The sequence below is a fragment of the Erythrobacter sp. S259 genome (assembly GCF_057364965.1).
The window spans coordinates 1,476,048-1,487,931 of sequence record NZ_CP200286.1; the positions used below are offsets into that span (position 1 = coordinate 1,476,048).

General features: G+C 57.0%; 12 protein-coding genes. 4 read left to right on the top strand and 8 right to left on the bottom strand.

The annotated features are described in order from the left end of the window. The first annotated feature begins 10 nt into the window (after positions 1 to 10). The 3 genes from rplI (at position 11) to AC0V60_RS07000 (ending at position 3,955) form a co-directional block, all read left to right on the top strand. Complete coding sequence (gene rplI / locus AC0V60_RS06990; protein ID WP_486177775.1) at positions 11 to 670, top strand: 50S ribosomal protein L9; 660 nt, start codon at positions 11 to 13, stop codon at positions 668 to 670. A gap of 115 nt (positions 671 to 785) precedes the next feature. Beyond that, positions 786 to 2,240 carry an AMP nucleosidase gene (locus AC0V60_RS06995; RefSeq protein WP_486177776.1) on the top strand — a complete coding sequence of 485 codons (1,455 nt, stop codon included), beginning with the start codon at positions 786 to 788 and terminating at the stop codon, positions 2,238 to 2,240. A gap of 212 nt (positions 2,241 to 2,452) precedes the next feature. Then, on the top strand, positions 2,453 to 3,955 hold the full coding sequence (locus AC0V60_RS07000) for a methyl-accepting chemotaxis protein (RefSeq protein ID WP_486177777.1): 1,503 nt from the start codon (positions 2,453 to 2,455) through the stop codon (positions 3,953 to 3,955). On the opposite strand, the gene AC0V60_RS07005 is transcribed toward AC0V60_RS07000, so the two are convergent. The 7 genes from AC0V60_RS07005 to AC0V60_RS07035 all read right to left on the bottom strand — a co-directional run bounded on the left by AC0V60_RS07005 (position 3,952) and on the right by AC0V60_RS07035 (position 8,620). After that, entirely contained in the window at positions 3,952 to 4,455 is a 504-nt protein-coding gene (locus AC0V60_RS07005) for a hypothetical protein (protein ID WP_486177778.1), read from the bottom strand. The genes AC0V60_RS07000 and AC0V60_RS07005 overlap by 4 nt on opposite strands. A gap of 39 nt (positions 4,456 to 4,494) precedes the next feature. Beyond that, a complete protein-coding gene (locus AC0V60_RS07010; protein ID WP_486177779.1) occupies positions 4,495 to 5,253 on the bottom strand; it encodes an alpha/beta fold hydrolase in 759 nt (252 codons plus the stop codon). Beyond that, a complete protein-coding gene (locus AC0V60_RS07015; RefSeq protein ID WP_486177780.1) occupies positions 5,250 to 5,705 on the bottom strand; it encodes a GFA family protein in 456 nt (151 codons plus the stop codon). Before AC0V60_RS07015 ends, AC0V60_RS07010 begins: the two co-directional genes overlap by 4 nt. Further along, positions 5,702 to 6,352, bottom strand: a complete 651-nt coding sequence (locus AC0V60_RS07020) for a DsbA family protein (protein WP_486177781.1) — start codon at positions 6,350 to 6,352, stop codon at positions 5,702 to 5,704. The genes AC0V60_RS07015 and AC0V60_RS07020 overlap by 4 nt, the downstream gene beginning before the upstream one ends. A 104-nt stretch (positions 6,353 to 6,456) precedes the next feature. Continuing rightward, positions 6,457 to 7,023, bottom strand: coding sequence for an aspartate-semialdehyde dehydrogenase (locus tag AC0V60_RS07025; RefSeq protein WP_486177782.1), 567 nt, complete (start codon positions 7,021 to 7,023; stop codon positions 6,457 to 6,459). A 5-nt stretch (positions 7,024 to 7,028) separates the two neighbouring features. Beyond that, positions 7,029 to 7,589, bottom strand: a complete 561-nt coding sequence (locus tag AC0V60_RS07030) for a hypothetical protein (protein WP_486177783.1) — start codon at positions 7,587 to 7,589, stop codon at positions 7,029 to 7,031. 5 nt (positions 7,590 to 7,594) lie between these two features. Then, complete coding sequence (locus AC0V60_RS07035) at positions 7,595 to 8,620, bottom strand: aspartate-semialdehyde dehydrogenase (RefSeq protein WP_486177784.1); 1,026 nt, start codon at positions 8,618 to 8,620, stop codon at positions 7,595 to 7,597. A gap of 40 nt (positions 8,621 to 8,660) precedes the next feature. Here AC0V60_RS07035 and AC0V60_RS07040 point away from each other — a divergent pair, with 40 nt between their 5' ends. Then, on the top strand, positions 8,661 to 9,530 hold the full coding sequence (locus AC0V60_RS07040; RefSeq protein ID WP_486177785.1) for an alpha/beta fold hydrolase: 870 nt from the start codon (positions 8,661 to 8,663) through the stop codon (positions 9,528 to 9,530). Positions 9,531 to 9,616: 86 nt separating this feature from the next. Here AC0V60_RS07040 and AC0V60_RS07045 read toward each other — a convergent pair whose 3' ends face one another. Beyond that, positions 9,617 to 11,836: a S9 family peptidase gene (locus AC0V60_RS07045; protein ID WP_486177786.1), complete on the bottom strand. Its 2,220-nt coding sequence runs from the start codon at positions 11,834 to 11,836 to the stop codon at positions 9,617 to 9,619. Positions 11,837 to 11,884 lie beyond the last annotated feature (48 nt).

An 11,884-nucleotide genomic window follows, 5' to 3' on the forward strand; every position in this document is an offset into this window, starting at 1 on the left:
GAGAGAAAACATGGATATCATTCTCCTAGAACGCGTCGAGAAACTCGGCACGATTGGCGATGTCGTCACCGTAAAAGACGGCTATGCCCGCAACTTCCTTCTTCCGCAAAAGAAGGCCCTGCGCGCAAACGACGCCAACAAAGCGGTCTTCGAAGCAAACCGTGAGCGTCTCGAAAAAGAGAACGCCGAGAAGCGCTCGGTTGCTGAAACATCCGGTGAGAAGGTTGCAGGCGCTGAGGTTATCCTCATCCGTGCAGCATCGAACACAGGCCAGCTTTATGGTTCGGTCAACGTTCGCGATATGGTCGCTGGCCTCACTGAACAAGGTCACGAGATCGACAAGAAACAAGTCATCATGGGCGCGCCGATCAAAACCATCGGCATGCACGACGTGACCGTTGCTCTGCACCCTGAGGTGCACGTGACGGTTAAGGCAAACGTTGCCCGCTCTGACGATGAAGCTGAGCTTCAAACTCAAGGCGTCGATGTTCTTGCGCAAATGTTCGAAGATGAACAGCGCGAGATCGAAGAAGCTGCCGCAACGAACACCCGCGACCCAAGCCTCGAGCCCGGCGAAATCCCCGAAGAACTCTTCGAAGACGGCGCAGCGCCTGAAGCAGGCGATGAAGTTGCCGAGGAAACGCCAGCAGCTGAGGACAACGAAGGCTGAGCCCTTCGCTTCTCATAAAAGCCAATCAAAAGGGCGCGAGAGTCACACGACTTTCGCGCCCTTTTTGTAAACGGCCTGCAAAGAGCCTAAATAAAGTCGCAACCAGAACAGAAAGATGTTTATGACACCCATCCCCACCATCCTTGAACAATTGCAGCAGCACTATGACAGCGCCGTCCAGACCTTGCGCCGGGATGTCATCGCCTTTGGGAAAGACGGCACCATCCCGCCAGAGCGCAAGCGCCAGGACGGCTCTTATGCCTATCCCCAGCTAACATTGCATTATTCAGGAGTGGGCGACCCCCAAGATCGGACCCGCGCCTTTGGCCGGTTGGAGATTCAAGGGACCTATACAACGACTATCACGCGCCCGGACCTGTTTGCAGGATATCTTAAAGAACAATTGGGGCTGATTGCTGAGGAGTATGAGATCGACGTGACGGTGAGCCGCTCACGTCAGGAAATCCCCTTCCCTTATGTGCTCGATGGCGAGGCAGGGGCTGCGATGCAAGGCATTGCTCCCCAAGACATCGCGCAGTATTTCCCATCCACTGACCTCTCCCTCATCGGAGATGAACTGGCTGATGGTATCGAGTTTGACGAAAATGCCGACATGCCGCTGTCGATTTTTGATGGTCTGCGCACTGACTATTCGCTCGCCCGCCTCGCCCACTACACCGGCACTAAGGTCGAGGATTTTCAAGACTTTATCCTCTTCACCAATTACCACCGCTATGTCGATGAATTCGTGAACTGGGGCGCGCAGCAGATCGGCCCAAACGAAGAAGAAGCCGGCTATACCTCGCTTAAAGGGGCAGCGGGCCTCCACATCGAGGAAAGCACTGACAACGCGCAAGCCCAGCTCAACGACACCGCATGGCGCAAACACCAAATGCCCGCCTATCACCTTATCCGCGAGGACGGCAAAGGCATTACCCTCGTCAACATCGGCGTCGGACCCTCAAACGCAAAGACTATTTGCGACCACTTGGCAGTTCTTCGCCCCCATGCGTGGATGATGATTGGTCACTGCGGCGGCGTGCGTTCAAGCCAGAAGATCGGCGACTTTGTGCTCGCTCACGCCTATCTGCGCGATGACCATGTGCTTGACAGTGTGCTTCCTCCAGAAGTGCCCATTCCGCCGATTGCCGAGGTGCAACTCGCCCTTGCGAGCGCTGCAGAAGCGGTTTCCGGTGTGCAAAGCGCGAATATCAAACAGCGCATGCGCACAGGCACCGTTGTCACCACCGATGACCGCAATTGGGAGCTTCTTTACGCCAGTTCAGCGCGCCGTTTTTCACAAAGCCGCGCTATCGCGGTCGAGATGGAGAGCGCGACCATCGCGGCCCAAGGGTACCGCTTCCGAGTACCATATGGAACGCTCCTGTGTGTCTCCGACAAACCCTTGCACGGTGAGATCAAATTGCCGGGGCAGGCGAATAAGTTTTACGAAGAGGCAATCGCTGCCCACCTTCAGATCGGCCTAGAGGCGTGCAAGCATCTTCGTGATGAAGGAGACCGCTTGCACAGCCGTAAGCTGAGAGCCTTCAACGAGCCGCCTTTCCGCTGATGCGCGCGGGCGATAAGGCTTTTTCCTAGGGATAGAACCCGCAAAGCTACGCAGCGATTGGAAGAGAAGCGCTAACCAAAAGCGGACATACCTCCTTAGATGCCGCACACCGCAAACCCTGTGCAAACGAAAAGGGCCAGCTCGCCAATCGGTTTTGGGCTGCTTACCTATGCGCAAGGACGCCCACTGGCCGGCAGAAATTGGCCCGCGCGGTGAACGTCTCATTAAGCGAGCTACGCAAACAGACCATGCTGGTTTTGGTCGCCGGTGGCTGGATCATAACATTTTCGCTCGCCGCGCTGAGCATGCTCGTCCCGCAATTCGCTGTACCTGCGACCGTAGCCGCAGTGTTCACCAACCTCGTCCCCACTCGGATGCTGGTGCAAGGCCGCACTGATCGGACCGCGCGTTTGTGGTTCGGCATTCAGATTGGCATTCTTCCAGCGCTGCTGTTTTACGCGCTTCAGGGCACTCAATGGCAAACTGAGCTTTTGTTATTGATAGCAGGCGGCCTTGTTGCGCTGGTCCCACTGTGCGATCCCCGGCCCCTTGTGACGGCGTGCATAGTGCTGGGGATCCAACTTATTGTCCTGGTTATCTTTGCCCCGCATTGGATCGCCTATGAACAGTTGCACTGGGGTCTGTCTTCCCTGCGGCTTGGGATCACGATTGGAGGCGCGATACTGCTGAGCTGGGTGACAAACTTGCTCCGGCAAGGCTTTACCAAAGCCGATGCGCTTTCCCGGCAGCTGGAAGAGAATGTCGGCACTATCACCGCGCAATCGGCAGAAATAGAGGAGCTTCAAAAGGCTCTGGGCGCTGAGAAAGCCGGGCGAGCAAAAGCGCTGGATGCAGCCATCAAGCAGCGTAACTCAGAACACGAAGAGATCGCAGCAGCCTTTGAAAAGTCGATGAACGGCGCCGCAATGACGCTTACAAGCACCGCCGATCTCCTCGTTCGAAGCGCGCAGCAGCTCAAATTGAATGCAGATCAAACCGGTGATGAGGTGAAGCATGTGCTCAGCTCTGCCGAAACAGCTTGCAAAGCCGCAAACACCGTTGCCGCCGGCGTTGCAGAACTTTCCGATTCAATCGCAGAGGTCGCGTTCAACGCCGGGCAGCAATCAGAACTCAGCAAGGAGGCAAGCGAGCGGTCGGGCGGCGGAAGCGAAGCTATCCAAATGCTTACTGAGCAGTCTCAAACAATCGGCGAGGCAACACGCTCAATCGTTCGTATTGCAGAGCGTACCAATCTGCTTTCACTCAACGCAGCAATAGAAGCTGCATCAGCTGGGTCAGCCGGGCGCGGGTTCAGCATTGTGGCCAATGAAGTCAAACAGCTCGCAGCCCAAGCAAGCGATGCGGCGATCCGTATTCAAGCGTTTCTCGGCGGGGTCCATTCGGGGACAGTCGAGGCGGAGCGCAGTTTCAAAGAGATCGAGAACTCAATTGAAGAGCTGAGCAGAAACGCAAGGTCCATCCGCGATGACGTGGATAACCATCGCCAGTCAGCAGACACGATAGAGAATTTCGCGCGCGGTGCGGCCAGCGAGACCGACGAGATGGTAGAACGCAGCCGGAACCTGTCGCATTGCGCGGACCAATCGCGGTTCCTATCAGACGAGCTGGATCAAGCCGCCAACGATCTTGCAAGCCAGGCGCAAACTCTCGAAACTGCGAGCCGCGATTTTCGCGCAAAACTCGGCGCTGCTTAGGCAGGCCGCGCTTGAACACGGTCAAAAACCAAAGCCAGCACGATCCCGGAAAAGGAACCGAGAAAGGCAGCGATCTTGATGGGCTGCATCATTGCTGCCACGCCCGCCATTTGGTCGCTTCCCGCATCGCAGAGCAGCTGGATGAACTGCAAGATGGTCTCAGTGTAATCGGTAACACCAAACACGATTGCTGCCCCGGAAACGGCAAAGCCAAGGTTTTTCAGAATTCCGCTGCGTTTGGTTGCAAACTCTCTACCCGCCAAAAAAGCGCCAAGCGCGTAGATCCAAATCCAGCCAAGGTCGCATATCATCGCGATTATGGCGATACCGCGCACACCGTTTGCCTGCCATTGCGACTGGATCTCGCCAACTTTTTGTGCGGTCGCGGCTGCTTGGTGATCGACTATACCGTAGGTCACGCCGCCCTGCTCGATCGCAGCAGAAACGGCTATTACGCCAAGAAAAAGGACAACTCCAATGAGCCATACTTTAACGTTCACCTTCTCGCGCACAGCTGATCCCTCCGCACCGATTTGTGACTATTCGGCAAAGAACGTCACCAAGGCATCGCCAAACGCGCTGTGGGCAACACTGCTCATGTGGGTGCCCGGAATTTCCCGGTATCGACCATCGTAAAGCTTTGCTGCCAAGTCCTCGGCCGAGCCATTGTCTTGGTCTGTGTCACCGCAAATAAGGGCGGTCGGCATTGTGATTTTGGCCAAGTCCTCAAGCGCTACATCGTCAACCGCTTCCAGCAAAAGCCGCGCAGCCTCGCGGTCTATCCCCATGGTTTTCATAAAAGACTTCGCCATGAACGCGCTGTCTCCGCGCTTGATGTCATCGAAGCGGTCGATGGCGTCGATAAAGAACGCAGACCGGTTTTTCCAACCCGATAGCCCGGTCAAGCCCATCCCGCAAAGCGCAAGACGGCGCGGGCTGAGACCATCAATGACGCCTTTCGCCGAAGTGCGTGCGCCTAGGGAAAATCCGGCAAGGTCATAGTCCTCAAGGCGAAAATGTCCGGCGAGCGCTGCAAGGTCCTTGGTGAGCACCCCAATAGGATAGTCGCCCGCGTGATGTGACTTGGCGCTTGCCCCATGCGCACGAAGGTCGGGCATGATCACCTGGAACCCAGCGTCCGCCAACTTGGCAGCATGGCCAAACTTCACCCAGTTCATCTCAGCGGAAGAGAAAAGGCCATGGACCAGAACCAGCGGACGCCCCTCACCCATTACTGTGACAGCCAATTCGGCCCCGTCAAAACTCGCGAAAAATCTCGAAGCTTTCACATCATTCACCGTTCTACAATCCCTAGTAACTCGGCCCATTCTTGCGATGTTACAGGGGCTTCTTCCAAGGTTTTCGCGCCCTTTGGAAGGTCGAGCCAGGCCTGCTTGCTTTTGACCCATATGTGCGCAGCCAGTTGCAAATCACAGCTTTGGTCCAGCGTACCACAACGCAAGCTTCCCATTCCGGGCCGCGAGGGGTTCTCTGCGTAAATGCGCGCTTTGCACTTAGGGCAGCCGGTAATTGTGGCCTCGATCCCGCTTGGCATAGTATAGCGGCCACAATCCGTCTCGCCGTCGATTGCTAAGTCCGGGAGGGCAAAAAACATGTGCTCGCTAAAGGCTGAGCCGGTGCGATTCTGGCAGTCAGTGCAATGGCAGGCGTAAGGGTTGAGGCGAAAGCCCTCCGCAAGCCGGTATCTCACCGCGCCGCAAAGACAGCCACCTGTGAGCGGGCCTTTCACCGCCTAGCCAGCCCCTTTTGCTCCAAGCGCCATTTGGCCATATCCACGCGGTCTTGCCCGAAGAACGGCTCGCCATCGACCACAAGCGTTGGCACGCCCCAATGGCCTGCTTTGTGGAGTGCGTCAGTATTGCCCGCGATCTCCGCATCAAGCGCATCGGCATCTGAAACGGCTTCGTCTTCTAGGTCAGCAAAGTCGAGCCCAGCCCGCGCCGCAGCGCCAGCCAGGTGGTCGCCCTCGTGCCAGTTTTCGGTCGAGCCATCCCAGATGATCGGGGCGACTTCGGCGGCAAATTCGATGCCTTTGCCCCGGCGTGTGGCGGCCTGTCCTAATCGGCAAATTCGATAAATATTGGGTTGCTCCTCAGCGATCTTGCGCGTCGCGAAATCCTGGACAATGGGATCAGGACGCGGCCAGCTTAGCGGAATTTCAAGGAACTGCGCCGCCCTGATGCAATCCAAGAGGATGTATTGAGGAGCCGCCGGATTGCCGGTGAACAGAATGTCCGGATCGCGCACTGCAATAGGCAACACCGTGCGAAGCGTGATGTCGAGATCATAGTCGCGCGCCATATCGCGATACCGCCCAATTGCCAGATAGGAATAAGGCGAGCGGAAGCTGAAATAGAGGTCTGCTTTTAGTGTCATAATCACCACTATACACAGACGTCACTCCAGCGAAAGCTGGAGTCTAGGGCCGCACACCGAAACGCCTGGCGCTTGAGATCCCAGCTTTCGCTGGGATGACGATACTATCTAAAGAAACACTGCGTCCCGGCATACAGCATCGAAACCGCGCCCTTATCCACGAAACCGCCCATCGCATCGCTGAGCGAAAATTCCTCGCCCAAGGTGCTGCCTTCGATGGGTGCATAACCGGCGACATTGGCCAGCTCATCGGCGGGCATCCCAATTGCGGCGTCTGCGTCGACCTGGATCTTGCCTGCCTCACCCTCAGGCGGCGTGCCGACGTTCCAGCCGACAAGAGCGCCCTCTTGGAAGTTCACGTTAAGCTCTCCCGGATAGCTGGTGATCTCCATCGGCCCTGCTCCGCATTCTTCGATGGTGCCGCGTTCTACAGGTTCGCCGAGCACCTTGGTAAGCAAGCCTTCAACCTCGTTGCGGCCGGCAGCGAAGAAAAAGCTCTCTGATCCTGCAACAAGCCCCTCACCGTGGAGCGCGACGAGGCCCTCGCCCGCGGTATCGACAGGAACATCGCCCGACATACGGTCCGCAGGCGACGGGACCTGTCCACTGTCGCAGGAGCCGAGAGCGAGGATGGCAAGGCCAGTAACAAACGGTCGGCGAAAATTTTCCATCAACATCATTTGAAGCAGACTTTGCCTGCGTCCATGGCTTGCACTTCTTGCCCACCTCCTGAGTCAGAGACGCTGAACGCAAACCCGCCAACGGTTGAGTATTCCGCGCCGAGAGGAGATATGCCACTACGAACAACAAGATGTGAGTTTTCTAAGACATCAAACGATGTTCCTATGCCAACGCCTTCGGCGGTCGCATACTTAGGTTCTCCTCCCAATCCCACTACCCAACCAACGAAGGCCCCGCGCATTATATTCACGGTAAGCCCACCAGAATACTCGACGAGCGTTAGAGTGCCGGGTTCACACGCAGGCTGTTCAAAAACAGCGTTTGGTTCACCTAAAAGCGCACCAAGACCTTCTAGGACCTCAGCTTCTTCGGCACCAAAATTAAAGGTAGTTTGCGCTTCGTCATTAAGACTAAGCCCATCCCCATTGAGCATAATAGCGATATTGTCAGAAATTGGCTTAGCCTCGATAGTCTCATCATTCGCGCCGTTTTCCGAAGCTTCACCGCCGCATGACGCGAGCAAACCGGCCAGAACAAGAGTACCAATTTTCCGCATAAAACTCAGCCCTTTTTGAGGTGACGCCGCCCAAGCAGTTCCGCGATTTGCACCGCGTTCAGTGCTGCGCCTTTGCGAAGGTTATCGGACACGCACCACAGCGCAAGCCCGTTCTCAACTGTTGCATCTTCGCGCACCCGGCTGATGTAGGTGGCGCTGTCGCCTGCCGCCTCGACCGGGGTGACGTAGCCTTCGTCCTCTCGCTTATCGATCAGCATGATGCCGGGGGCCTCGCGCAGGATTTCCTGGGCCTGCTCGGCTGAGATTTCCTTCTCGAACTCGATGTTCACCGCCTCTGCGTGACCGACAAACACCGGCACGCGCACGCATGTGGCGGTGAGCTTGATCTTGGGGTCGAGGATCTTCTTTGTTTCGACTGTCATCTTCCACTCTTCCTTAGTGAAACCATCATCGAGGAAGACGTCGATATGCGGGATGACATTAAAGGCGATCTGCTTGGTGAACTTTGCAGGTTCGACCGGGTCACCGACGAAGATGGCGCGCGACTGTTCGAACAACTCGTCCATCCCCGCTTTGCCTGCGCCAGAGACTGATTGATAGGTGGAGACGACGACGCGCTTGATTGTCGCAGCATCGTGCAAGGGCTTTAGCGCCACCACAAGCTGAGCGGTGGAGCAGTTGGGGTTCGCGATGATGTTCTTGGCAATGTAGCCATCAATCGCATCCGGGTTCACCTCAGGCACGATGAGCGGCACGTCTGGGTCCATGCGGTAAAGCGAGGAATTGTCGATCACCACGCACCCAGCAGCCGCTGCCTTAGGCGCGTATTCCTTCGCAGGACCGGAGCCTGCCGCGAACAATGCAATATCCCAGCCAGCCCAGTCGAAATGTTCGATATTGCGGCATTTGAGCATTTTTCCGCTGTCGCCATATTCAACCTCGGTGCCGTGGCTGCGCGAGGATGCAACCGCTGCGATTTCGTCTGCGGGAAATTCGCGTTCGGCCATGATCTGCATCACTTCGCGGCCAACATTTCCGGTCGCGCCCACGACTGCTACACGGTAGCCCATTGGTGGTATTCCTTCGGTTCAGTCTTAAAGGTGAGAATTCATGGCAGCCGATACACAGGTTTGGCGGCAAAAGGCCAAATATTTCGACTTTCAGGGGCACCAGATTGCCTATTGGACAGGTGAGAATACGTCTGCACGCCCTTTGTTGCTGGTGCATGGCTATCCGACCTGTGCATGGGATTGGGCTGGAGTGTGGGAAACACTGGGTGCCGATCATCGGTTAATCGCTTGCGATATGCTGGGTTTCGGGCTCTCGGATAAGCCTCGTTCTGGGTATTCGATCCACAAACAGGCCGACATTCAAGAGGTATTGTTGGCGCATCTCGGCGTGGGCGAATTTGACGCTCTCGTGCATGACTACGGCGTGTCGGTGGGTCAGGAATTGCTCGCCCGCCAGCAGGACGGATCGGGCGCTGGGGGCTTAGGCAAATGCGTGTTCCTCAACGGCGGCATTTTTCCCGATCAGCACCGCCCCGTACTCATGCAGAAAATCGGTGTGTCGCCTCTTGGATTCCTGCTCGGCCTGCTCATTAGCCGGAACAGCTTCGGAAAAAGCTTCTCTCAAGTTTTCGGCCCGGCCACCAAACCTAGCGCGCAGGAGCTAGACAAATTTTGGAGCTTCATCAGCCACAACTCTGGCAACCGCATCATGCACAAGCTGCTCCACTACATCGCGGATCGGCGCACGCATAAGGCGCGCTGGGAAACGGCTCTGCGCGGTGCTGAGGGCAAGATAGGCCTTATCAACGGCGCGCTTGATCCGGTCTCTGGCAAGCACGCTTACGACAAATGGCGCGAAGTGGTGCCGGGGGCGCTGCATCATTTGCTGCCAACGATTGGTCACTACCCGCAAGTCGAAGCGCCCGATGAGGTGGCGGCTAAGGCGCTGGAGTGGCTCAATACACCCTAACCGTCATCCTGAACTTGTTTCAGGATAACAGCGGCATAGCACCAAGGTTAGAGGGTTATCCCGAAACGAGTTCGGGATGACGCTTTCTACTCCGGCGGCGTCACCCCGTGCGCCTCAAGGAAGCGGAAAATTGAATTCCACATATGCGGTGAAATCTGCTCACCTGACACACGGTGGGTGTAGCCGGGATAGAGCATCATCTCGAAGGGCACATTGTTCTCTTGCATCACGCTGATGAGTTCAGACGAGTTTTCAAACACCACATTGTCATCCGCCATGCCGTGGATGAGCAGCAGCGGATCCGCAATTTTGGTCGCATTTGGGATAGCACTGGCGGTCTCGTATGCCTCAGGCACTTCGCGCGGGTCGCCCATAAAACGCTCTGTGTAGTGCGTGTCGTAAAGCTCCCACTTCGTCACCGGCGCGCCGGAAATGCCTGCTGCGTAAAGCCCCGGATCGGCCTGAAGCTGCTTCAACGTCATGTATCCGCCATAGGACCAGCCATAGAGCGCAAGTTTGTCCCCATCGACAAATGGAAGCGTTTTCAGGAACTCAGCGCCGGTCTTTTGATCAACCACTTCAACCCCGCCCATTGCGCGGTAGATCGGTTGCTCAAAATCCACGCCGCGATTGGCGGTGCCCCGGTTGTCGAGCGCGAAATAGATGTAGCCCTTGTCGACCACAGCCTGCGCGAGCGCCCCGCCCCAGCCTTTGTCGACGATCTGCGGCCCGGGCCCTGAATAGTGGTAGTAGAAAACAGGATATTTCTTGCCGGGCTCCATCTCCGGCTTGAGCATCATGTAGTGAAGCTCGGTCCCGTCTTCCGCCGGGATCGTGCCATATTCCGGCATCGTGTGGCCCAGCAAAAACGGCGTGTAAGGATGGTCCTCACCCAGAGCATTTTCCTCGACCCAAGTGAGACGCTGGCCCAGATCGCCTGCAAGATAGCTTTGCGGAGGCTGGTCAGGCGCGGAACGGCTTACCAGCATTAGCGAGCCCGTCGGGTCCATGCTGGCGGTGTTGGTAAAGTCAGTCTCGGTCAAGCGCTTTGGCTGTGAGGGGCCGGATAGGCTCGCCGAATAGACCTGCTCGGTGAGGACGCCCTCAACGGCGGTGAAGAAGAGCTGGTCTTTGTCCTGATTGATCCCAACGAGCTTTGTCACCGGCTCCTTTAGGCTGGTGAGCTGCATCCAATCGCTGCCATCGAAGCGGTAGAAATTGCCATACCCATCGCGCTCCGACCACCACAGGAGAGAGCCGTTCTTAAGGAAGCGGTAGTTGTCGGAAAGGTTGATCCAATAATTCTCGCGCGCGGCGTTTTCCGTGAACCAAATCTCGCTCTCACCTGTCGCGGGGTCGACCTTGAGCATATCGAGCACGGTCTGCTCGCGGTTCTGGCGCTGGACGTAGAGATTGCCATCTGGCCCCCAATCGACCCGCGCGATGTATATGTCGGTCTCTTCGCCAAGGTCCACATTCACGCGGTTCCCGCCGTCAGGGTTCATCACGTAGAGTTCAACGATTGCGTTGTCTGAGCCCGCAACCGGATAGCGCTGGTCAAATACTTGCGTCCCCGTTGCGCCGATGGCTGCGCGCGTGACGATCCCCACGGGGCTTTCATCAGTGCGCTGCACGGCGAGGCGGGTGTCATCGCCCTTCCACCAATAGCCGGTGAGGCGGCTCATCTCTTCTTGCGCGACAAACTCCGCCTCGCCCCAGCGGATGGTGTCATCCTCCTTGGGAGTAATCGGCGCAGCCTCCCCGCCCACTTCACCGACCCATAATTGCCGGTCGCGGATAAAGGATACGTAGCCCGCGCGAGGGGAAAGCTTGGGGTTGAGTTCGCTCGCCTCAGTGTCGGTCAGGCGCTGCACTTCACCGCCGAGTTTTGCGAAGTATAAATCCCCATCAATCGGCACCAACACGCCAGAGGCATCGCTTGCCCATTGGTAGGTGATGATGCCCTTGAGGTTCCCCACCCGCGCTCGCTCGCGCTGCATCTTCTCGTCTTCGGAAAGCTCCCGGCCTGTGCCGATCGCTTCTGAATCGACCAGCATCGTCCACTGGCGCGTCGTCAGGTCAAAGCCCCAAAGATCATAGCGCGCAGCATCTTCAGCCCGGTTCCTAAGCAGTGTGAGATACCGCCCGTCAGGCGAAAACTGCACACCGCGAGGAGATGAGCCATTCAGCGACGGCGAAGCAAAGACGCGCTCAAAAGTAAGCTCTGTGGTTTCGGTCATGTCAGTTTGGGCCGTGGCTGTAGTGGAAAGGAGTGCGGCAGCGGCTGCGGCAAGAAGTAAGCGCATTCGATAAGTTTCCTCGTCATTGCGACCCCGGACTTGATCCGGGGGTGG